Source organism: Streptomyces sp. SM10 (assembly GCF_002910915.1).
In the GTDB taxonomy this organism is placed as follows: Bacteria; Actinomycetota; Actinomycetes; order Streptomycetales; family Streptomycetaceae; genus Streptomyces.
Genome location: NZ_NEUF01000108.1, coordinates 1 through 22,029, shown reverse-complemented (window position 1 = coordinate 22,029; position 22,029 = coordinate 1). Strand labels below are relative to the sequence as shown.

Below are 22,029 nucleotides of genomic sequence, written 5' to 3'. Positions count from 1 at the left end.
TTTGGCGGCTTCCCGAACGGGCTAGGTTCGGGTACATGGTCTCCGAGCACGCTGCCCAGGTCCTCGTCGCGTCCAACCGCGGCCCGGTGTCGTACGCACGACGGGAGGACGGCTCGCTCGAATCGAAGCGGGGCGGCGGCGGGCTCGTCTCCGGCCTCAGCGCGGTCGACGACAAGCTGTGGGTGTGCGCCGCCCTCGGCGACGGCGACCGGGAGGCGGTCCGGCGCGGCGTGTCCGAGCCCGGCGTCCGGATGCTCGACATCGACGCCGGGGTCCATGCCGACGCGTACAACGGCATCGCGAACTCGGTGCTCTGGTTCGTGCACCACATGATCTACCAGACGCCGGTGGAGCCCGTCTTCGACGCGGAGTTCCGCCGGCAGTGGGCGTCCTACGAGACCTACAACCGGGCCTTCGCCGAGGCGCTCGCCGAGGAGGCGGCCGAGGGGGCCGCGGTCCTGGTGCAGGACTACCACCTCGCACTGGTCCCCGGCATACTGCGCGAGCTCCGCCCCGACCTGCGCATCGGGCACTTCTCGCACACCCCCTGGGCGCCCGCCGACTACTTCCGGCTGCTGCCCGACGACATCGGCGAGCAGCTGGTCAAGGGCATCCTGGGCGCCGACCGCGCCGCGTTCCTGACCCGCCGCTGGGCGGACGCCTTCATCGGCTGCTGCACGGAGATCCTCGGCGGCACCGGCCGCACCCGGATCGGGGTGCACGGACTGGGCGCCGACGCCGACTTCCTGCGCCGCCGCTCCCGCGAGGCCGACGTGGACGAGCGCATGGAGATCCTGCGGGACCAGGTCGGCGCCGGCCGGCGCACGATCGTGCGGGTGGACCGCACCGAGCTCTCCAAGAACATCGTCCGCGGCCTGCACGCCTACCGCGCCCTCCTGGAGGAGCGCCCGGAGTGGCGCGAGCGCGTGGTGCACGTCGCCTTCGCCTACCCCTCCCGGCAGGACCTCGCGGTCTACCGCGACTACACGGCGGAGGTCCAGCGGGTCGCCGACGCCGTCAACGCGGAGTACGGCACCGAGAGCTGGACCCCCGTCATCCTCCACGTCGACGACGACTTCGCCCGCTCCCTGGCGGCGTACCGGCTGGCGGACGTGGCCCTGGTCAACCCGATCCGCGACGGCATGAACCTGGTCGCCAAGGAGGTCCCGGTCGTCTCCGACGACGGCTGCGCGCTGGTGCTCTCCCGCGAGGCGGGGGCCTACGAGGAGCTGGGCGAGGACGCGATCGTGGTCAACCCCTACGACGTGTCGGCGACGGCCGCGGCCCTGCACGAGGCGCTCACGATGGAGCCCGACGAGCGGAGCGCCCGCTCGAAGCGACTGGCCGCCGCGGCGACGGCCCTGCCGCCGCAGCAGTGGTTCCTGGACCAGCTGGACGCGCTGCGGGGCTAGGCGTCGCCGGACAGGCGGGACCTTCGAAACACGCCTTCACGGGCCGACCTGCCGGGCCAGGTTCCCCAGCAGGTCCGCGACCGCCTCAGGGCCCGGCAGCACCAGGTCCGCGCACTCCGCGAGTTCGGGGACGGCGGTGCCGCTGCAGACCAGGAGGCCCGGGGTGCCCTGGGCGCGGAGCTTCTCCACCGCGGCGTACGCGGCGAGGTCGCCGAGGTCGTCACCGGCGTACAGCACGGCCTCGGCCCCGGCCTCCTTCGCGTACTCCTCCAGAGCGACGCCCTTGTCCATGCCCGGCGGGCGCAACTCCAGGACCAGACGGCCCGGTTCGACGATCAGGCCGTGACGGGCCGCGAGGCCGGCCAGCGGGGCGCGCAGGGCGTCGAAGGCGGCCTGCGGATCCGCGGCGCGGCGGGTGTGGACGGCGACCGCCCGGCCGCCCTTCTCCTCGATCCAGGCGCCGCCGGCGCCCGCCTCCTCCAGCACGGCCGGGAGCTCCGCCCGCACGGCCTCCACCCCGGGGTCGGCGGCGGGGGCGTGGACGGTGGCCGTGGCGGCGTCCCAGCGCTCGGCGCCGTAGTGCCCGAGGACGACGAGGTGGTCCAGGCCCGGCGCCCCGGCGAAACCGCCGTACCGCACGGCGGTGTCGGCCGGGCGGCCGGTGATCACGGCGACGGCGGCGACCAGGGGGGCGAGTGCGGAGAGGGCCGGGACCACACGGGGGTGGGCACGGGACTGCTCCGGGTCCGGCACGATGTCGGCGAGTGTGCCGTCGAAGTCCAGCGCGACCACCGCGCGGGCGGGGCGGGCGAGGAGTGCGGCGAGGCCTTCGCGGCCGGCCTGGGTGGACGGGGTCGGGAGGGGGTGTGCCGGGTTGCCCATGCGGGTGAGCGTAGCGGGCGGGCCGCCGCACCGCGCGGCTTCCCGGCCCTGGAGGTCGCCCCGTGGGCCCGCCTGAGCGGCGGCCCGGGGTTGCGCCCCGGACGCCGCCTCACCGGCCGTCCAGCGGGTTGCGCCCCGGACGCCGCCTCAGCGGCGGCCGCGCCTCGCTTCGCGGACCCGGCGCAGACGGTTGACCGTGACCGGGTCCTCCTCCAGCGCGCGCCGGTCGTCCAGCAGCGCGTTGAGCAGCTGGTAGTAGCGCACCGGCGCCATGCCCAGCTCCTCGCGGATCGCCCGCTCCTTGGCGCCGGGGCCCGGCCAGGAGCGCCGCTCCAGGGCCAGGACCGCGAGGTCCTGGCCGGAGAGCGGGGCGGCGGAGCCGGCGGGGTCAGGGGGGCGGGCGGTCATATCAACCAACCTACCTACTCCGCGCTCTCCGCCTGCCGGGCCTGGGACGCGATGTCCACGAGCACGCCCTCCGGGCTGCCGCCGGGTTCGACCGCGGAGCCGATCTGCTCCTTGACCGTCTCGCTGACCTGCGCCCACGACGTCTTGCCGAAGGGCGGCAGCGTCGAGTTCGGCAGCGCCGAGAGGAACTCGTGCAGCGACTTGTGCTTCTTGTCGCCCTCCATCGCGGCGGAGGCACTGCTGGTCACGGGCAGCAGGTCGTACTGGTCGGCGAAGGCCAGCACGTTGTCGTCCTTGTAGGCGAAGTCGAGGAACTTGCCTATCTCCACCCGGTGGCCGTTCTGCTTGAAGCCCATCATCCAGTCGGCCACGCCCATGGAGCCGCGGGTCGGCCCGTCGATGCCGGGCAGCGGGACCATGCCGACGTCGACGCCCTTCTTCTCGGCCTCCTGCATCAGCGTCGGGTGGCCGTTGAGCATGCCCACCTCACCCTCGGTGAACGCGTCGAAGGCCTTCGCCCGGTCCAGCTCGCCGGGGGCCACCGGGCCGGTGAGTCCCTTGCCGACGAGGTTGTTCCTCAGCCACTGGAAGGTCGCGACGTTGGCCGGGGAGTCGATGTCGTAGTTGCCGACCTCGTCCGTGTAGCCACCGCCGCCGCTGAGCAGCCACATCAGGGTCTCGGCCTGGGACTCCTCCTGGCCGAGCGGCAGGGCGAAGGGGTAGGTCACGCCGCGCCCCTTCAGCGCGGTGGCGTCCGCCTGGATGTCGTCCCAGGTCTCCGGGGCGCCGAGGCCCGCCTTGGCGAACAGGCCCTTGTTGTAGAAGAGCAGCCGGGTGCTGGCCACGAACGGCAGGCCGTACAGACTGCCGTCGACCTGGCCCGCGTCGGTGAGCGAGGGAAGGAAGTTGGAGCCGGTGCGGATGGCTATCATCTCTTGGGCCGTGTAGAGCTTGTCCGCCTCGGCGTAGTCGGCGTACGCCCCGATCTGCGCGATGTCGGGGGCCTTGTCGGCCTTCACCATCTCGGCGACCTTGCGGTCGACGTCCTTCCAGGAGTAGACGCTGACCTCGACCGCGATCCCGGGGTTCTCCTTCTCGAACTTCCCGGCGACGTCGTCCCAGTACTTCTGGGAGCTGTTCTCCGCACCGGTGCCGTAGTCGGCCGCGACCATCCGCAGGGTGACGTCGCCGGAACCGGTGTCCGCACCACACCCCGACAACGTCGCCGTCATACCGAGTGCGGCCACCGCCGCGGTCAGACCCACAAAGCGCCGCTGCACAGCCCGTCCATCCCTACATTGGTCGACGCGGAAGTCATCGCTCCCGCGGTGAACCGCGATCCTGCCTCACCTCCGGGGCGGAGGTCTACACCACCGGTGTATCGATCCGGCAATCTAGCAGGGACCGTTTTGTATGCGCGCTCAACAAACCTTCGATAGTGGACTAGACCTTTTAGGGGTCGGCGGGCGAAACTGTCTCCCGTGAGACACGTCATCGCCCTCGATGTGGGCGGCACAGGAATGAAGGCCGCTCTGGTCGGGGCCGACGGCACCCTGCTCCACCAGGCGCGCAGGGCCACCGGCAGGGACCGCGGCGCCGATGCCGTCGTGGAGACGATCCTTGGCTTCGCCGCGGATCTGTACGCCTACGGCGAGGAGCACTTCGGCGAAGGCGCCGTGGCCGCCGGCGTCGCCGTGCCCGGCATCGTCGACGCGGACCGCGGGATCGCCGTCTACGCCGCCAACCTGGGCTGGCGCGACGTCCCCCTGCGGAAGCTGATCGGCGAACGCCTCGGCGGCATACCGGTCGCGCTGGGCCACGACGTCAGGACGGGCGGGCTCGCCGAAGGGCGGATCGGCGCAGGTCAAGGCGCGGACCGCTTCCTCTTCGTGCCGCTGGGCACAGGGATCGCCGGCGCCATCGGCATCGGGGGCACCATCGAGGCGGGCGCCCACGGCTACGCGGGCGAGATCGGCCACGTCGTGGTCCGCCCGGACGGCCCGGACTGCGGATGCGGCCAGCGCGGCTGCCTGGAGACCCTCGCCTCGGCCGCCGCGGTGTCCCGGGCCTGGGCCGCCGCGTCCGGCGACCCCGACGCGGACGCCGCCGACTGCGCCAAGGCCGTCGTCTCGGGCGACCCGGCCGCCCTGCGCGTGTGGCAGGACGCCGTCGACGCGCTCGCCGCCGGCCTGGTCACCGCCCTCACTCTGCTGGACCCCCGCACGCTCATCATCGGTGGCGGTCTTGCCGAGGCAGGGGAAACCTTGTTCACACCACTGCGTGCGGCCGTCGAGGAACGGGTCACGTTCCAGAAGCTGCCCCACATCGTCCCGGCGGCCCTCGGGGACACCGCCGGATGCCTGGGCGCAGGGCTGCTCGCCTGGGATCTACTCTCCACGGAGGTATCCGCCTGATGGCCGGACGCGCAGACAGCACGGTTCTCGCAGGGGCACGGGTGGTACTTCCCACCGGGACCGTCGAGGACGGCCGGGTGATCGTCGAGGGCACCCGGATCGCAGGCAGCGTGCCGGAGGGCGCCCGTACCGTCGACCTCTCGGGCCACTGGGTGGTCCCCGGGTTCGTGGACATCCACAACCACGGCGGCGGCGGCGCCTCCTTCGCCACCGGTACGGCCGAGGACGTCATGACCGGCCTCCGCGCGCACCGCGCGCACGGCACGACGACCGTCGTCGCCTCCACCGTCACCGGCGAGATGGACTTCCTGGCGCGCCAGGCCGGACTCCTCTCCGAACTGGTCGAACAGGGCGAGCTCGCCGGGATCCACTTCGAGGGCCCCTTCATCTCCCCGTGCCGCAAGGGCGCCCACAGCGAGGGGCTGCTCCGCGACCCCGACCCCGCCGAGGTCCGCAAGCTCCTCGACGCGGCCCGCGGAACGGCGAAGATGGTCACCCTCGCCACGGAGCTGCCGGGCGGCATCGAGTCCGTACGGCTGCTCGCCGAGCACGGAGTGATCGCCGCCGTCGGCCACACGGACGCGACGTACGAGCAGACCGTCGCGGCCATCGACGCGGGCGCCACCGTCGCCACGCATCTCTTCAACGCGATGCCCGCGATCGGCCACCGCGCACCGGGGCCGATCGCGGCCCTCCTGGAGGACGAGCGCGTCACCGTCGAGCTGATCAACGACGGCACCCACCTGCACCCCGCCGCCCTGGAGCTCGCCTACCACCACGCGGGGGCCGGCCGGGTCGCGCTGATCACCGACGCCATGGACGCGGCCGGCGCAGGCGACGGGCAGTACCAGCTCGGGCCGCTCGCCGTCGAGGTCAAGGACGGTGTGGCCCGCCTGGTCGAGGGCGGCTCGATCGCAGGGTCCACCCTGACCCTGGACACCGCGTTCCACAGGGCCGTGACGGTCGACCGGATCCCCGTCGATGACGTCGTCCGGTCGATCTCCGCCAACCCGGCCAGGCTCCTCGGCCTGTACGACAGGGTCGGCTCGCTGGACCCGGGCAAGGACGCCGACCTGGTGGTCCTGGACGCGGAGTTCGCGCTCAAGGGCGTCATGCGCCGCGGCGAGTGGATCGTGAAGCCCCCGGCCGTCTGACGACACCTCCCGGGCGACGCCCGGTTGAACACGTAACGAAGAGACGGCGGTTGTCCCGGGAACCTGGGACGACCGCCGCCTCTTTGGCATGATCACCGAGGACGGCGCCGCGGGGAGACGGCGCACGGGAACGGACGACGAAGGAACCGGGGGCCGGTACAGGTGATTCTGACCGTCACGCTGAACACCGCACTCGACCTGACGTACGCCGTGCCCGCGCTCGTCCCGCACGGCAGCCACCGCGTCACCGAGGTGACCGAACGCCCCGGCGGCAAGGGCGTCAACGTGGCCCGGGTGCTCTCCGCGCTCGGCCACACCACCGTGGTCACCGGCTTCGCGGGCGGCTCCACGGGCGCCGTCCTGCGCGAACTCCTCGGCGCGCTCCCCCAGGGCCCCGCCGACGCCCTCGTCACCGTCGCGGGGAACACCCGCCGCACCCTCGCCGTCGTCGACCGCTCCACCGGCGACACCACCCAGCTCAACGAGCCGGGCCCGCACATAGACGCCGGTGAGTGGGCGGCCTTCCTGGGGACGTTCCGGGAACTGCTCCCGGAGGCGGAGGCCGTCGCCCTCTGCGGCAGCCTGCCGCCAGGCATCCACGTCGGCGCGTACGCCGAGCTCGTACGGCTCGCCCGCTCGGCCGGCGTGCCCGTGCTCCTGGACACCGGCGGCGAGCCCCTGCGCCGCGGCATCGCCGCCCGCCCCGACCTCGTCAAGCCGAACGCCGACGAGCTCGCCCAGCTCACCGGGGCCCGCGAACCGCTGCGCGCCACCTGCGACGCCCGCCGCCGGGGCGCGCGCAGCGTCGTCGCCTCGCTCGGCGCCGACGGGCTCCTCGCCGTCACCCCCGACGGCACCTTCCGGGCCGCACCGCCGTCGGCCGTACGCGGAAACCCGACGGGTGCGGGCGACTCCGCCGTGGCCGGGCTGCTCTCCGCCCTCGCCGAGGGGCTGGGCTGGCAGGACCGGCTGACGCGCGCGGTGGCCCTCTCGACGGCGACCGTACTGGCCCCGGCGGCAGGCGAGTTCGACCGCGCGGCCTACGAGGACCTGCTGGACCGGGTCACCGTCGAGGAGCACGCGTCGGCCGCCTGATGTGACGGCGAGGCCCCCCGGAAAACACCGCGTCCCGGCTCGCTGCACGCGATGACCGGGACGACGGTGGAGAACCGCTGGGCGCTCGTCAGTCCTTGACCTGACCCGACTTCAGCGACAGCTGGTCGAGGTTGGCGTCGCAGGAGTCGCCCTCGTTGCACGAGAGCATCAGCGAGTTCGCCCCCTTCTTCAGGTGGACCCAGGCATACGTCTTGGTCCAGCCCTTCTCCAGGTCACCCTCCGCGGCCTGCGCGAAGTTCTTCATGTTGATGGACCGTGGGTCCCCGTCGTTGACGGTCAGGGACGTCTTGGCGTCCTTGCCCGGCACGCCGTACGTCACGAACAGCGTGTAGTCGCCGCTCTCGGGCACGTCGACCGTCCAGGTGGCCGACCGGCCGACCTCGTTGAGGCTGATGTACTGGCCGTTCGCGCTCTTGGCGCCCTTGACGGTGTTGTCCAGCGAGGCCGTGCCCCCGAGCGACAGCGTCGCCGCGTCCTGCTCGGGCAGATCGACCGGCTTCTGGGACGGCTTGTCGGACTTCTCCGGCTTCGGGGACTCCTGGACCTCGTCGGCAGGCCCCGCCGACGAACCGGCCTCGTCCTTCTTGCCGTCACTGTCGTCACCCGTCATGAGCGCGGCACCGATGCCGATGAGCACGACCGCGACCACGGCGACCGCCGCGATGAGCAGCGCCTTGGTGTTGGGTCCGCCACGGCCCGGGCCCGAACCGGAACCCCTGCCGCCGCCGTACCCCACGGACCCGGACTGCGCGGTGGGCGCACCGCCGGGGTAGGTCTCCGGCGCCGCGTACTGCGCGTTCGGCTGCCCGTACTGCTGCTGGTTCTGGCCGTACTGCTGGTTCTGCTGGCCGTACGGCGGCGGAGCCTGCTGGCCGTACGTCCCCTGCGGCGGGACCTGCCCGTACTGGCGCTCACCGACCGTCCGCACCTGGTTGTACGACGTTCTGGGCACACCGGGCTGCGCGGCCGGACCGGGGTAGCCGTAGCCACCCTGCCCGGGCGGCTGTGCGCCTGCCGCCTGCCCGTCCGCGTACAGATAGCCGAACGGATCGTCGTCCTCGGGCTTGCTCGCGCCGTTGTTTCCGGCCGTCATCCCTGGGTCACTCCTCACCATGTCGCCAGCCGTCGCCGACCGGCCGAGCCTACCCCGAACGGAGCACGCGTCGAATTGCCCTCGGCCCCCCGGAAAACCGGGCGGGGTACGGGGACAGCCAGGGCGTGAACGTCAGCCGGCTCTGCGGTGAACCTTCGAACGGGACCGCTTCTCCACGTACATCCGCTGGTCGGCGGAGTGCAGGACCTCTTCCTCGGTCATGCCGCACTCGGCCCAGCCGATACCGAAACTCGCCCCGACCCTGACTGCCCGGCCGTCCACCCGGATGGGCGGAATGATGGCGTTACGCAAGCGTACGGCCAGATCTGCGGCATCTGCCGCCCCGAGGCCGTCCGCGAGGACGACGAATTCGTCACCTCCGAGCCGCGCGACCGTGTCACCGTCCCGTACGCAGGTCGTGAGCCGCCTGGCGACCTCGATGAGAACCGCGTCACCCGCGTGGTGACCGAAGCGGTCGTTGATGGACTTGAAGCCGTCGAGGTCGCAGAAGAGCACCGCCAGCCCCTTCGTGCCGTCGTCGCGGTCCGGGTCGGGCGCCACGGTGTGCACGTGGTGGTCGTAGGGGCCGACCCCCGGCGCGACCTCCGCCTCGTAGACGTCCGCCCGGTAGCCGTGCACCGCGCTCTCGACGTCCCCGTAGGCCGCGTCCAGCGCCTCGATGGCGGAGGAGGTGACCGAGTGAGGCCTCTCACACAGGCGCGCGCTGAGCCGGGAGCGCAGTTCGGCGCTGTTGGGCAGACCGGTGAGCGCGTCGTGCGAGGCGCGGTGGGCGAGATTGAGCTCGTTGCGCTTGCGCTCCTCGATGTCCTCGACATGGGTGAGCAGGAAGCGCGGGCCGTCGGTGGTGTCGGCGACGACCGAGTTGCGGAGCGAGACCCATAGGTAGGTGCCGTCCCTGCGCCCGAGCCGCAGCTCCGCCCTGCCTCCCTCGGCGGAGGTGCGGAGCAGGGTGCCGATGTCCTCGGGGTGGACGAGGTCGGCGAAGGAGTAGCGGCGCAGGACCGAGGCGGGGCGCCCCAGGAGCCGGCAGAGCGCGTCGTTGGTGCGCAGCAGCCTGCCGTGCTGGTCGCCGCCCATCTCGGCGATCGCCATGCCGCTGGGGGCGTACTCGAAGGCCTGGCGGAAGGATTCCTCGCTGGCCCGCAGCGCCTGCTGTTCGCGTTCGAGCCTGACCAGTGCGCGCTGCATGTTTGCGCGGAGGCGAGCGTTGCTGATCGCAATGGCCGCCTGGGAGGCGTACATCTGGAGGGCTTCACGGCCCCAGGCGCCGGGGCGGCGGCCGTTGCGCGGCCTGTCGACCGATATGACACCCAGGAGGTCCAGACCTCCGCCGGAGGCGTACATGGGGGCGTACAGGCGGTCCAGGGGGTGCCATTCGTCCTCGAAGCGGGGCTCCGGGCCCTCGGTGTGCCACTGGGGGACGTCGTCGTCGAGGAGCACCCAGCCCTCGGTGTGGGGTATGAACCGGAGCTCGTCCCAGGCCTCACCCATCGACAGCCTGCGCCCCCAGGACTCGCGGGAGCCGACACGGCCGGTGATCAGGGATTCCGCCGCACTGTTGCCGGCGAACGCGGCGACGACGAGATCGCCGTCGGGGCGGACGAGGTTCACGCAGCCCAGTTCGTAGCCGAGGCCGGTGACGATGCCGTCGGCCACGGACTGCAGCGTGTCCGCCAGGCTCCGCGCCGTATTGAGATCAGCGACGGCCTGGTGCAACTGCCGCATCGTCGCAAGGCGGACGTACGGCTCCGACTCGGCCTCCATTGCTCGCACTCCCTGAGACCTCGACAGCAACTCCAGGTTTCTTATCGACGCACTTGTTCCAGTGTCACGGCCACTGAATCACAGTGAGCTGTGCACCCGGTACACAGGGTCAACAAATATTGCTCTCTGTGACTCAAGTCACAACGGGTGCTAAAGGATGTACGGGACACCTTCAGGGACTGCTGGTGTTTTCCGAACGCAAATCCGGACACCTGGTCCCCCGGTCCTAGGACCCGGCTGGTCCCCTGGCCCGATGCGACGGCGCGTCCTGCGGCACTAGCGTGCCCGGTGTGCTGCAGAAGACTCCCCCCGCCCCGCGCCCCGAAGCCGTCCCCCATGCTGAAGGGGTGAGCAACGACGAATTCCGCGCCGCCCTGTCCCGACTGGCGGCGGGCGTGGTGCTGATCACCGCCCAGGAGCCACCGCTCGACGAGCACGGCCGGGGCGAGGACGCGGGGATGACGGCGACCGCCTTCATGTCGGTCTCGCTGGACCCGCCGCTGGTCATGGTGAGCCTGCGCAACGACTCGCGGATGGACGACCTGCTCGCCGAACAGCCCCTGTGGGCCGTGTCGGTGCTGACCGGGAGCCAGCGGCACATCGCCGGGCGGTTCGCCATGAAGGGCCGGATCAGCGACCGGCTGCTGTTCGAGGACATTCCGCACATACGCGGCGAGATCACGGGGGCGCCCCTGGTGGACGGCGCCCTGGCCACCCTGGAGTGCCGGACCGAGCAGCGCGTCCTGGCCGGTGACCACACGCTGGTGATCGGCCGGGTGCTGGCGGCGTCGCTCCCGAGCGGGGACGACGAGCCGCTGACGTACTTCAAGGGCCGTTACCGGCAGCTGGGCTGACCCGCGGGGCGCCTGCCCGCGTCCCGGAGGGTGGCGCCGCACAAGCCGGCACGGGGTCAGGCGGGCGGGGCAGGCGGGTAAGGGGGCAGACGCCCGCCTCTACCAGTCGCGGCCCGAGCGTCCGCGCTTCGTGTCGCCGCGCTGCTTCTTCTCGCGCAGGCGCCGCTCGTTGATGCCGCGCGGAATCTTTTTCTTGAGGCGGGGCTTGGGCGGCGGCGCCGTGGCCTCCGCCAGCAGGGCGGCGAGCCGCACGGCGGCCGTCTCCCGGTTGCGCCACTGGGAGCGGTGCTCCGACGCGCGTACGGACACCACTCCGCCGACCAGCCGGCCCGCCAGCCGTTCGAGGGCCCGGGCCTTCCACACCTCGGGCAGGGAGTCGGTCGCCGCGAGGTCGAAGCGGAGCTCGACCTGGGAGTCGCTGGTGTTGACGTGCTGCCCGCCGGGCCCCGAGGACCTCGAGAAACGCCACATGAGTTCGGCCTCCGGCAGGGAGACCGAACCGCGGATGACATAGGGCCCGGACATGACACCCATGTTCCCTGGCGCGCGGCCGGTTCGTCACCTTGTTTTGCGAGCGTTCGGCCAGAAGTTCGGCAAAGAAAGTAAAGCGAGCAGGAACCTCGTGGTCTCTTGTCTGCGTTAGGACGGGTGACGGTAGCTTTCGTGATGGCACGAAGCCCGCACACGACGAGGAAAGGGACTTCCCATGGCTGTAAGCCTGTCCAAGGGCGGCAACGTCTCGCTCACCAAGGAGGCCCCGGGCCTGACCGCCGTCACGGTCGGCCTCGGCTGGGACGTCCGCACCACCACCGGTACCGACTTCGACCTCGACGCCTCGGCGATCGCGGTCAACAACGCCGGCAAGGTCTACTCCGACGGCCACTTCGTCTTCTTCAACAACAAGGCGACGCCGGACCAGACCATCGTCCACACCGGTGACAACGTCACCGGCCAGGGCGAGGGCGACGACGAGCAGATCAACGTCAACCTCGCGGGCCTCCCGGCGGACATCGACAAGATCGTCTTCCCGGTCTCCATCTACGACGCCGAGGCGCGCAGCCAGAACTTCGGCCAGGTGCGGAACGCCTTCATCCGCATCATCAACCAGGCCGGCGGCACCGAGATCGCCCGCTACGACCTGAGCGAGGACGCCGCCACCGAGACCGCCATGGTCTTCGGCGAGCTCTACCGCAACGGCGCCGAGTGGAAGTTCCGCGCGGTCGGCCAGGGCTACGCCTCGGGCCTGCGCGGCATCGCCCAGGACTTCGGCGTCAACCTCTGACGTCCCGGCTTTCCCACGGGAGCCCCCGTCCGACTCCGGTCGGCCGGGGGCTCCCGCGCGTCCGTACCGGCCTCCCCGCCCTCGTCCGCCTCGCGCCCCCGAACCGCCCCGCGCGCGTCAGATAGCGGACACGGGCACACCTCAGCCGGACAAGAACTGGTCAAGAACTTGTGAGGTAATTGTCGGGGTCCAGTCAAACTCGATCATTCGGTGGCACTCTCTCCGCTCGTAACCCCCACAGGAACGAGCAACGGAGAAGGCATGACCCCCCACATGAACACCCGTCGCGCCGCTGCCCTGACCGCAGTTGCCGCGATGGTCGTCGTAGGCGTCCAGACCGGTACGGCCACGGCGGGACCCCACACCGCCGACGGCACCGCCTCTTCCTCCCGCTCCACCGCCGGAGCCACCGCTCTCGGCGTGAACACCGCGGCCGTCCGCACCACCGCGCTGCGGGCCGCCCAGGCGCACGCCCCGGCCGCCGCCGAGTCCCTCGGGCTGGGCGGCAAGGAGAAGCTGATCGTCCGTGACGTCGTCACGGACGCCCACGGCACCGTGCACACCCGCTACGAGCGCACCTACGCGGGGCTCCCCGTCCTCGGCGGTGACCTCGTCACCCACACCGCCGCCGACGGCACGTCCAAGGGCGTGGACAAGGCCACCGGCGCACGCATCGCCGTACCGTCGACCCAGCCGAGGCTGAAGGCCGCCGCGAGCGCCCGCACGGTCGTCTGGGCGGGCAGCGGGAAGCCCGCCCTCGCCTTCGAGACCGTCAAGTCCGGTGCCCAGAAGGACGGCACGCCCAGCAAGCTGCACATCATCACGGACGCCACGACCGGCAAGCGGCTGCACAGCTTCGAGGCCGTGGAGACGGGCACCGGGAACAGCCAGTACAGCGGAGAGGTCACGCTGTCGACCACCAAGGGCGGTTCGGGCTTCGAGCTGACCGACGGCGACCGTGGCGGACACAGGACCTACGACCTGAACCAGGGCCAGACCGGCACCGGCACCCTCCTCGCCGACGCCGACGACACCTGGGGCGACGGCACCGGCGACGACCGCCAGACCGCCGCGGTCGACGCCCACTACGGCGCGGCGACGACCTGGGACTTCTACAAGTCCGAGCTGGGCCGCGACGGCATAGCCGGGGACGGCCGCGCCGCCTACTCCCGCGTCCACTTCGGTACCGGCTACGTCAACGCCTTCTGGGACGACAGCTGCTTCTGCATGACCTACGGCGACGGTGCCGACGACAGGAGCGCACTCACCGCCATCGACGTCGCGGGCCACGAGATGAGCCACGGCCTCACCGCGGCCACCGCCAACCTCGACTACGCGGGTGAGTCCGGCGGGCTGAACGAGGCGACCAGCGACATATTCGGGACCTCCGTCGAGTTCTTCGCCGACAACACCACCGACCCCGGTGACTACCTCATCGGCGAGAAGATCGACATCAACGGCGACGGCACCCCGCTCCGCTACATGGACAAGCCGAGCAAGGACGGCGGCTCGGCCGACTACTGGGACGCCGGCGTCGGCGACCTCGACGTGCACTACTCCTCCGGCGTCGCCAACCACTTCTTCTACCTGCTGGCCGAGGGCAGCGGTGCCAAGACCATCGGCGGGGTCGACTACGACTCCCCGACCTCCGACGGCTCCACGGTCACCGGCATCGGCCGCCAGAAGGCCTACCAGATCTGGTACAAGGCGCTCTCCGTCTACATGACGTCGAGCACCGACTACGCGGGCGCGCGCGTCGCGACCGAGAAGGCGGCCACCGACCTGTTCGGAGCCGACAGCGCCGAACTCGAGGCCGTCGACGCGGCCTGGACGGGCGTCAACGTCAAGTAACGCCCTCGGATGCGGGAGCCGGCCGGCCAGGGCCGGCCGGCCGGCTCCCGCGCGTCGGGGTGCCCGTACGCCGTCGCGGGCGCCCCAGGAGGAGCCCGCCCACCACGCCATTCATACTTGTATGTTGGTATGCACTTGCATACGTCAGCGAGCAGCGTGCACGACCAGGCAATCGGGGGCCGGGATTTCATGGCATGGGACGAGTGGGAACAGATCAAGTCCGCCCACCACGACAGCGCGTCGACCGGAATGCGGCTGAACCAGGTGCCGGCCGAGCAGGGGGGTCCCCCTGTGTACGGGCCCTTCGCCCCCTCCTTCGCGTCCTCGCCCGCCCAGAAGAAGGCGGCGGCCGACGCGATCGACGACCACATCCTCGGAGACACGCGTGCCGCGGGTAAGTGGGCCGACGAGGCCAACAGCGCGGCGGTCAAGGCATTCGGTCCCAAGGACGCCGAGGGCTGGGACGCGGCAAGCGCCCTGAAGGCGGCGGACAAGGCCTGGGACGACTCGGTCCGGGTCCTCTGCAACCGGCTCTCGTCGGAGAGCGCCTCCTTGCGCGAGACCCGTCTGCAGTTCCGGTCCGACGATCTCGGCATCGGTACCCAGCTCGGCGGCACGTCGAAGATCACCGGGTACTGAGGGGGAGGCGCCACACCATGCCGAGTTACCACGAAGTCATGACGACGGACCTGTCCGCGCTGACCACCGCCGCCGCCAAGTGGGAGTCGATGGCGGGCGAACTGGCCAAGCAGGAGAGCGCCTACAAGCGCGACGTGCACGGGATCAGCCTCGGCCCGTCCTGGGTGGGCCAGAGCGCCGAGGCCGCCAACCGCCGCTTCGACGTCACCCTCAAGGAGTACGCCGGGGCCCAGACCGAAGCGAAGGCCATCGCCTCGCTGATCAGGGACGCGCACACCCAGTTCGTCGAACTGCGGGGCAAGGTGAAGGCCGCGGTCAACGAGGCCGTCGCCGCCAGGATGACCGTCTCCGACCAGGGGCAGTGCCGCCTGGACTTCAGCAAGCTGACCGAGAGCGAGCGCTTCACCGCCCACCACGATCCCGATCTGCGTACCACCGAGCAGTCGTGGACCGACCACATCGCCAAGGCCGTGCGGGCCGTCGCCGACGCCGACGCCGGATTCGCCGTGGCCATGAAGGCGGTGACCAAGGACAACGACGACCGGGACGGCACCGAGGGCGGCTTCAACCACAAGGCCACCGGCGACATCGAGAACTACGAGGCGAAGGCCGCCGCCGCGACCGCGATGAAGCTCAACTCGGGCGAGAAGGTGTCCGCCGCGGAGCTCGCGGAACTGGAACGCTCGCTGCGCGACAACAGCGGGAACAAGGAGTTCAGCCAGCCCTTCCTCGCGAAGATCGGCGCGGACGGCACGATCAAGCTCGGCAACAAGCTGTTCGACATGGCCGCGGACGACAAGAGCAGCCGCACCCAGTTGCTCGGGATGCAGCGCGAGCTCGCCAACTCCCTCGCGAACGCCACCAGGGACCCGGAGGGCGCCAAGGAACGCGCCTTCTACGACGAATTCACCAAGGAGCTCAAGGAGAACGGCACCAAGAGCTTCGGTGAGTCCAACAACCCGATCAAGGGGTACTCGGGATTCGTCGCCGTGATGAACATGGCCGACGAGAAGTTCGACCCCGACTTCATGACCCAGCTGGGCGACGACATGATCGCCGCCGAGAAGAAGGACAAGGACCTCTTCGTCCAGATCGGTGCCGGCCACGACGGCATCCGGGCCGATGCCATCGACAATCTCCTCGGCGTCATGAGCCGCGACCCTGACACCGCGACCGCCTTCCTCGATCCCGGCCCGGACCCGGACAAGGGCAACGGCAGGCTGGAATACCTCACCGGCCACGGCGACGGCGCCCGCGAGTGGCCCAAGCTCATGCTCTCCCTGTACCCCCAGGTCGAGGTGGACGACCCGTACGGGCACGCCGGGCTCGGCGCCGCGCTGGAGGCGGCCACCACCGGCCACCCTCCGCTGTCCGAGGGGGAGTCCAACGGCCGCCCTGGGCCGCACAGCCCGGCCCAGGCCCGGATCATGCACAACACGATCGAGTTCCTCGACGCCGGTGCCTCGGGCGACGACGTACCGAAGAACATGCACCAGAACCTGGCGAACGCCCTGGCGGACTACGCGGCCGACAACCACAACATCCTCGCGGAGAACGACAGAGATCGATACGGCAGCCCGGGGGGCAAGGAAGGTATCTGGGAGAAGGGCTCCGAGGCGGGGATCAGCGTCGGCAAGGAATCGCTCGTGCGGGTCATGCGCGGCGTCACGGAGGAAGCCGACACCGCCGAACTGCTCTACGCAACCCAACGCGACTACGCTTTCGAGCAGTTGGTCAACGCCCCTGCAGACGGCGGCAACGGACACGTGCGCTGGATCAACCCCGCCAACGACCTGGGACAGGTCATGGGGGTCATGAACGGCATCGGCTCCGACGTGATCCACGACCAGACCGAGGAGAAGATCGCGGACACCAACGACCAGGCCAGGTACGCCTACCACGTCATCGGCGCCCCGGTCACCGGCCTGCCGGTCCTCGGCGATGCCGCACAGCGGCTCATCGACGCGGGGACGTACGAGTGGTCCAAAGACACCATCGCGACGGCGGAAGCGGCGGACCAGGAGAAGAACTCCGGACACTACAGCGCGGGCGTCGACGGCACGTACAGCCTCATCGACGCCTGGGCCAAGGACCGAGGCGTCGACGTCACCGATCCCGACAACAGCAAGAACGACCCGAACTGGGACGCCTGGGACAGGATGAGCAAGGAAGCGAAGCAGTCGTATTCAGGAGGACGCAGCGATGCTGCGACCTATCTGGGACGGGATTAATCATGGGTGCTGAATCATCCCGGAAGCGCCGCCGGGCCTGGCTGGTCACAGCCGGCGTCTGCGCACTGGTCGTGGCGGCCGGTGCGACGGTGGCGACCAACACCAACGTCCTCGGGCCCCGTGACCTGTGCGACGGCCGTCTGAGCAGCGAGGACGCCGGGAAGAGCCTCGACGGCTTCGGCCGGGTGACCGGAAGAATCAACTATGCCGACGGCTGCTTCGTGGAGCAGTCCGGCTGGCTGCCGGGCACCAAGGACGCGCGGGTGGTTCTCGAGCCCATGTCCGTCAACGCTGTGGATCCCTTCGGCCTGAAGGTGTGGGATATGTCCGGTGCCCAGAACATCTTGCCCGGCGCCTTGCCCGGCGCCTTCGATCAGCACGGCAACGGCTGGGTCTCCCTTCCACCCGGCTGCGCACCCATGGGTGCCGGAACGGCACGGGGATCCCGAACGGTCCTGCATGTCAACGTTGCGGAGGGTGGAGTGGACGCGGCGGCGCTCGCCCGGCTGGCTCAGGGAGCCGCCCGCAAGTTCGCCGCCGATCACGACTGCGCGCCTCCCGCCCCATCACAGGAGAACGCCGGGACGGACCTCCTCGAAGCGTCCGCGGTGACGAGGAGCGACCCCGCAGCGGTGTGCGGCCTGACCGGCTTCACCCTCGCCGCCAAGGCCCCAGCGGGCAGCCCCCTGCAGGAGCAGACCTCGGGCTCCCGCGACGACGCCTGGTTCTGCGACCTCTCCCTGCACCAGCCCGCCACAGGCCTGGCCAGGGACCAGGAACACGGAGCCTTCGCCCGCCTCGCGATCATCCAGAACCCAGCACTGCTGCCCGGCGCGAAGGAGCGGGGATTCGAGCACGCCGTCTGCGGCGGCAAGGAAACATACTTCGCGACGGACAGCCTCACCTTCGAATGGGCCTCCCCGGAGACCGAGAGGGAGCGCGCCGCAGCCGCCTTCTTTCCCAAGTCCGACGTATGGGACCGCTTCACCGCCGCCGCCCGCAAAGCACTCGCCTGCGACTGACCGGACGGCTGCCGCGCTCGCCGGGCCGGCCGTCAGCGGCCGAGCGCCGCGACGCCCGCCGCGGCGAACTTCTCGTCGAGGTCACCGCTCGGGGCGCCCGCGACACCGATGCCCGCCACCGGCGCGCCCTTGACCTGCACGGGCGCGCCGCCGGCCAGGAACAGCGTGCCGGGGATGTCCTTCAGGTTCGGGGCCTGCTCCAGGCGCTTGACCAGCTCGGAGGTGGGCGCGTTCCAGGAGACGGCGGTGTACGCCTTCTTCACGGCGGACTCGGGGGACCGCGGGCCCGCGCCGTCGCCGCGCAGGGTGACGAGGGTGTTGCCGTTGCGGTCGACGACGGCCACCGAGACGCGCTGGTTCTCCTTCTTCGCGGCGTCCAGGGCGGCCTGTGCGGCCTTGGTCGCGGCGGCGACGGTCAGGTGGGTGGACTGCTGGAGGTTCCGGTCGGCGGTGTCGGCCTTCACCGCTGCGGCGGGTGCGGTAGCCAGGGTGGACGCGTTGGCGGACATCGCGCCGAAGGTCCCGGCGCCCAAGGCGCCCAAGGCGCCCAGGGCGACGGCACCGGTCAGGACACGGGTGCGCAGCGACATCTTCTTCATGGTGATCTCCTAGGATCGTGTGCGGCTCGACTCCGAGCCGGCCGGCTTCCTGCTCTCGATCCTCCGGCCGGATCCTGGGCCAGCTGTCACAGGGACTCGGCAACCGTGACATCGCGCGCGCGCTCTTCATCAGCGAGGCGACCGTCAAGACCCGCCTGGGCCGGATCTACGAGAAGCTCGGCGTGGACACCCGGGCGGGAGCGGTCGCCGTCGCCGACGAACAGCGGCTGCTCCCGTGACCGACGAGCTCAGCCCCCGCTCCCCCGGCCCCACCGCCGCACGGCGCGGGGCACACGCTGGGCATGACACCATCGAACCGTGCTCGACATCGGCTACTCCCTCTCCCGGCGCTTCCCGGATCCCCCGCAGACCGACTACCGCCGCGCGGACGTCCACGCCCTGCGGCACGACCTGTTCTCCGGGGACGTCTACCTCGCCGACACCAAGGCCGACCGCGAAGTATCCACAGCCTGGGGATGGGTCCCCGTGCTCGACTTCGCCTGGGCACTCTGCGACATCGTCGAGCAGATCGACCGCGACCCGCGGGGGAACCGCTCGCACCGCCAGCAGTTCGCCGAGCTCGACTTCACCGAATCGTCCGACCGCATGCTCTTCGAGCGCCGCTTCGGCTGGGTCGACGTCGAGGCCGACTGGATGCCCGGCGACGAGCCCCCGCTCACCTTCAGCCACTCCCTGCTGCGCCGCGAGGCCCGCGACTTCCTGCACGACCTGATCGCCGACCTGGCCGACATGCACGAAGGCCTCGCCGACAACCCGATCGTCTGGGACCTCCAGGCCCGCTTCCCCCGTCTGTGACGGCTCCCGGAACTCCCTGAAGGTTCCCGGAGCTCTCCGACGCCAGCCTGAGCTCTCCGACGGCTCCCCGGGCCGGGATCACGCCTCCACCCGCACCCCGATCTGCGCGGCGAAGGCCGGAGCCAGCTCCATCAGCTGGGACGGGCTGATCACCGCCCCCGCCAGCCGCTCCACCCCCCGGGCGATGTCGAGCTCGGCCACCGTCCGCAGATCCACGGACTCCATGCGCACGGCACTGAAGTCGGCCCGCTTCAGCACACAGTCCCGGAACTCCACCCGGACGAGCCGCGCCTCCCCGAAGTCCGGCTCCGAGAGCACGCACCCCTCGAACACGACGTCCTTCAGCCGCGCCGTGCGGAGGTTGAGGTAGTCGATCTTCCCGCCCCGCACGAGGACCCGCTCCAGCACCGCGCCGTGCAGCTGCACCCCGCCGAGGCGCGCGTCCACGATCTCCACGTCCCGCAGCGAAGCCCCCGCGAGATCGGTGCCCACGCCGCGCACCCCCGTCAGCACCGAGTCGATGAATCTGGCCCGCACCAGCTCCGTGCGGTCAAGCGCGCACCCACGCAGCTCGCAGTCCATGAACCGCGCGCCGGGGCCCGATGCGTCGACGAGGTCCGTCCCCCCGAAGAGCACCCCGTCGTAGTCCCCGTCCGGCTCCAGCCCCTCGCCCTCGTACTCCACGAGAGGCGGAAGCCGGACCTCCGGCCGCCGCGCCGGGGCCACCCCGTCCTTCGCGCCCGCGCTCCTGCTGCTCCTGTTGCCTGTACGTGCCATGCCCCCATCGTGACGCACACCACTGACATCGCCCGGCCCGGCTCCTCAGCGAGGTGGCGTTCACCAGTGGCATCGCGGCGGCGGTCCCGGCGGTCAAGCTCCTCGGCAGGACGGAACCGACGGCCACGCCCCGCACCCCGTGAGCCAGGGCCCCGCGCACGCGGGACCCACCCCGTCCGCCGCAACCCCGTACCCGCGGGACGCCCTCCGGTGAGCCACGCCTCCTCACGCGCCGGAGCGGCTCAGGCCGCTCTACCTTCTTGATCGGGCTGATCGAGCCATTCGTAGGGTTGGGTCACCCAGGGGCGCTGGGTGTGGCTTTCAGGCCGCTGCCGTCTCGTGGCAATCGAGGCTTTGCCGCTCAGCGCCCCACGACGACTCGGCCGCCGATTAGGAAGTGCGAACAAGTCGCTGTGTAGAGCAATGCCGGCGAGGTCGTCCGTGGCACGAAGAGTACGAACACGCATGTCAGGAGCGCGATGAGCCGGATATGGGCGGGGATCGACGTCGGCAAGGGCCACCATCACGGCCTTGCCCTGGACGTGGACGGCAAGACACTGCTGTCGCGGCGGGTCGCCAATGACGAACCCGAGCTGCTGAAGCTGGTCGGGGATGTCCTGGACCTGGCCGACGGGCGTGAGGTCACCTGGGCGATCGACATGACCGGCGGGGAACCCGCGTTGCTGCTGGCCTTGCTGGTCAGCCACGGCCAAGAGGTCCTCTACATGCCCGGCCGACTGGTGAACCGGGCGTCCGACGGCTACCGCGGCGAGGGCAAGACCGACGCCCGCGATGCCTACGTGATCGCCGACCAGGCCCGGATGCGCCGCGACCTGCGGCCCATCCGTCCCGGTGACGAGGCAGCCATCGAGCTGAAGCTGCTGACCGGGCGCCGGTCTGACCTGGTCGAGGACCGCACCCGCGTCGTGAACCGCCTGCGCGGCACTTTGCTGAGCATGTTCCCGGCCCTGGAGCGGGCCTTGGACGTGACCAACACCGGCCCGCTCAAGCTGCTGACGGGTTACCAGACCCCGGCTTCGATCCGCCGGGCCGGCGTCGCCCGGCTGACGAAGTGGCTGGCCAACCGCAAGGTCCGCAGCGCCAAGGACCTGGCCGAAGCGGCGGTCGAGGCCGCCGCGCGCCAGCACACCGCCGTGCCTGGGGAGAAGACCATCGCGAAGCTGGTCCATACCCTGGCTGAGGAGGTGATGGCCCTCAACGCGCATATTTCCGAGATGGACAAGCTCATCGAGGGCCGGTTTCGCGAGCACGAACTCGCCGACATCGTCCTGAGCGTCCCCGGCATCGGTGCGACTCTCGGTGCCGAGTTCCTCGCCGCCGTCGGCGGCGATCTGGACGAGTTCGACTCCCCGGACGCCCTGGCGGCCTTCGCCGGCGTCGCCCCAGCACCTCGCGACTCGGGCAAGGTCAGCGGCAACCTCCACCGGCCGGTCACCTACCACCGCAGACTCCAGCGCGTCTTTTACACCTCCGCGCTCGTCAGCGTCCGCTACGACCCGAACTCACGGCAGTTCTACGACCGCAAACGCGCCGAAGGGAAGAGGCACGTCCAAGCCGTGCTCGCCCTCGCCCGCCGACGTGTCAACGTCATCTGGGCACTGATCCGCGACCGACGGTGCTACGAAGTGACACCGCCGATGGCTACGGCCGCTTGACAACAGCATTAGGAAGCC

At 70.9% G+C, this 22,029-nt stretch carries 20 protein-coding genes and 1 pseudogene; 13 read left to right on the top strand and 8 right to left on the bottom strand.

The annotated features are described in order from the left end of the window. Positions 1 to 35 precede the first annotated feature (35 nt). Positions 36 to 1,412: a trehalose-6-phosphate synthase gene (locus B9S57_RS16775; RefSeq protein ID WP_103516387.1), complete on the top strand. Its 1,377-nt coding sequence runs from the start codon at positions 36 to 38 to the stop codon at positions 1,410 to 1,412. Positions 1,413 to 1,448: 36 nt separating this feature from the next. Here B9S57_RS16775 and otsB read toward each other — a convergent pair whose 3' ends face one another. From otsB to B9S57_RS16760, 3 genes are all read right to left on the bottom strand, one after another. Next, the gene (gene otsB / locus B9S57_RS16770; protein ID WP_103516386.1) at positions 1,449 to 2,294 is read right to left on the bottom strand and encodes a trehalose-phosphatase; all 846 of its coding nucleotides are present in this window, start codon (positions 2,292 to 2,294) and stop codon (positions 1,449 to 1,451) included. Positions 2,295 to 2,441: 147 nt separating this feature from the next. Beyond that, complete coding sequence (locus B9S57_RS16765; protein ID WP_103516385.1) at positions 2,442 to 2,702, bottom strand: DUF3263 domain-containing protein; 261 nt, start codon at positions 2,700 to 2,702, stop codon at positions 2,442 to 2,444. Positions 2,703 to 2,716: 14 nt separating this feature from the next. Beyond that, positions 2,717 to 3,934 carry an ABC transporter substrate-binding protein gene (locus B9S57_RS16760; protein ID WP_103516480.1) on the bottom strand — a complete coding sequence of 406 codons (1,218 nt, stop codon included), beginning with the start codon at positions 3,932 to 3,934 and terminating at the stop codon, positions 2,717 to 2,719. Positions 3,935 to 4,222: 288 nt separating this feature from the next. On the opposite strand from B9S57_RS16760, the gene B9S57_RS16755 reads away from it, so the two are divergent. The 3 genes from B9S57_RS16755 (at position 4,223) to B9S57_RS16745 (ending at position 7,365) form a co-directional block, all read left to right on the top strand. After that, on the top strand, positions 4,223 to 5,116 hold the full coding sequence (locus B9S57_RS16755) for an ROK family protein (protein WP_374935949.1): 894 nt from the start codon (positions 4,223 to 4,225) through the stop codon (positions 5,114 to 5,116). Then, entirely contained in the window at positions 5,116 to 6,270 is a 1,155-nt protein-coding gene (nagA, locus tag B9S57_RS16750; RefSeq protein ID WP_103516383.1) for an N-acetylglucosamine-6-phosphate deacetylase, read from the top strand. Before B9S57_RS16755 ends, nagA begins: the two co-directional genes overlap by 1 nt. A gap of 162 nt (positions 6,271 to 6,432) precedes the next feature. Continuing rightward, positions 6,433 to 7,365, top strand: coding sequence for a 1-phosphofructokinase family hexose kinase (locus B9S57_RS16745; protein ID WP_103516382.1), 933 nt, complete (start codon positions 6,433 to 6,435; stop codon positions 7,363 to 7,365). 88 nt (positions 7,366 to 7,453) lie between these two features. Here B9S57_RS16745 and B9S57_RS16740 read toward each other — a convergent pair whose 3' ends face one another. Then, entirely contained in the window at positions 7,454 to 8,479 is a 1,026-nt protein-coding gene (locus tag B9S57_RS16740; RefSeq protein ID WP_103516381.1) for a carbohydrate-binding protein, read from the bottom strand. Positions 8,480 to 8,611: 132 nt separating this feature from the next. After that, positions 8,612 to 10,264: a diguanylate cyclase CdgB gene (gene cdgB / locus B9S57_RS16735; RefSeq protein ID WP_103516380.1), complete on the bottom strand. Its 1,653-nt coding sequence runs from the start codon at positions 10,262 to 10,264 to the stop codon at positions 8,612 to 8,614. 347 nt (positions 10,265 to 10,611) lie between these two features. Between cdgB and B9S57_RS16730 the strand changes: the two genes are divergently transcribed. Then, positions 10,612 to 11,118 carry a flavin reductase family protein gene (locus B9S57_RS16730; RefSeq protein ID WP_103516379.1) on the top strand — a complete coding sequence of 169 codons (507 nt, stop codon included), beginning with the start codon at positions 10,612 to 10,614 and terminating at the stop codon, positions 11,116 to 11,118. 99 nt (positions 11,119 to 11,217) lie between these two features. Here the strand turns inward: B9S57_RS16730 and arfB are convergent, their stop codons facing one another. Further along, positions 11,218 to 11,652: an alternative ribosome rescue aminoacyl-tRNA hydrolase ArfB gene (gene arfB, locus B9S57_RS16725; protein ID WP_073743675.1), complete on the bottom strand. Its 435-nt coding sequence runs from the start codon at positions 11,650 to 11,652 to the stop codon at positions 11,218 to 11,220. Positions 11,653 to 11,824: 172 nt separating this feature from the next. On the opposite strand from arfB, the gene B9S57_RS16720 reads away from it, so the two are divergent. The 5 genes from B9S57_RS16720 to B9S57_RS16700 all read left to right on the top strand — a co-directional run bounded on the left by B9S57_RS16720 (position 11,825) and on the right by B9S57_RS16700 (position 18,143). Beyond that, a complete protein-coding gene (locus B9S57_RS16720; RefSeq protein ID WP_103516378.1) occupies positions 11,825 to 12,400 on the top strand; it encodes a TerD family protein in 576 nt (191 codons plus the stop codon). 261 nt (positions 12,401 to 12,661) lie between these two features. Continuing rightward, the gene (locus tag B9S57_RS16715; RefSeq protein WP_103516377.1) at positions 12,662 to 14,251 is read left to right on the top strand and encodes a M4 family metallopeptidase; all 1,590 of its coding nucleotides are present in this window, start codon (positions 12,662 to 12,664) and stop codon (positions 14,249 to 14,251) included. A 189-nt stretch (positions 14,252 to 14,440) separates the two neighbouring features. Continuing rightward, positions 14,441 to 14,890 carry a hypothetical protein gene (locus B9S57_RS16710; RefSeq protein ID WP_103516376.1) on the top strand — a complete coding sequence of 150 codons (450 nt, stop codon included), beginning with the start codon at positions 14,441 to 14,443 and terminating at the stop codon, positions 14,888 to 14,890. A gap of 38 nt (positions 14,891 to 14,928) precedes the next feature. Then, positions 14,929 to 17,121: a hypothetical protein gene (locus B9S57_RS16705; RefSeq protein ID WP_258036413.1), complete on the top strand. Its 2,193-nt coding sequence runs from the start codon at positions 14,929 to 14,931 to the stop codon at positions 17,119 to 17,121. 2 nt (positions 17,122 to 17,123) lie between these two features. Beyond that, complete coding sequence (locus B9S57_RS16700; RefSeq protein WP_103516374.1) at positions 17,124 to 18,143, top strand: hypothetical protein; 1,020 nt, start codon at positions 17,124 to 17,126, stop codon at positions 18,141 to 18,143. A gap of 32 nt (positions 18,144 to 18,175) precedes the next feature. Here B9S57_RS16700 and B9S57_RS16695 read toward each other — a convergent pair whose 3' ends face one another. Continuing rightward, on the bottom strand, positions 18,176 to 18,742 hold the full coding sequence (locus tag B9S57_RS16695; RefSeq protein WP_103516373.1) for a heme-binding protein: 567 nt from the start codon (positions 18,740 to 18,742) through the stop codon (positions 18,176 to 18,178). Between the two features lie 71 nt (positions 18,743 to 18,813). On the opposite strand from B9S57_RS16695, the pseudogene B9S57_RS16690 reads away from it, so the two are divergent. Both B9S57_RS16690 and B9S57_RS16685 read left to right on the top strand, forming a co-directional pair. After that, a pseudogene (locus tag B9S57_RS16690) lies at positions 18,814 to 18,981 on the top strand (response regulator transcription factor); the annotation flags it as partial. Positions 18,982 to 19,060: 79 nt separating this feature from the next. Beyond that, entirely contained in the window at positions 19,061 to 19,558 is a 498-nt protein-coding gene (locus B9S57_RS16685) for a hypothetical protein (protein ID WP_103516372.1), read from the top strand. A 78-nt stretch (positions 19,559 to 19,636) separates the two neighbouring features. On the opposite strand, the gene B9S57_RS16680 is transcribed toward B9S57_RS16685, so the two are convergent. Then, the gene (locus B9S57_RS16680) at positions 19,637 to 20,335 is read right to left on the bottom strand and encodes a pentapeptide repeat-containing protein (RefSeq protein ID WP_181011371.1); all 699 of its coding nucleotides are present in this window, start codon (positions 20,333 to 20,335) and stop codon (positions 19,637 to 19,639) included. A 479-nt stretch (positions 20,336 to 20,814) separates the two neighbouring features. Here B9S57_RS16680 and B9S57_RS16675 point away from each other — a divergent pair, with 479 nt between their 5' ends. Beyond that, complete coding sequence (locus B9S57_RS16675) at positions 20,815 to 22,011, top strand: IS110 family transposase (protein ID WP_103513951.1); 1,197 nt, start codon at positions 20,815 to 20,817, stop codon at positions 22,009 to 22,011. Positions 22,012 to 22,029 lie beyond the last annotated feature (18 nt).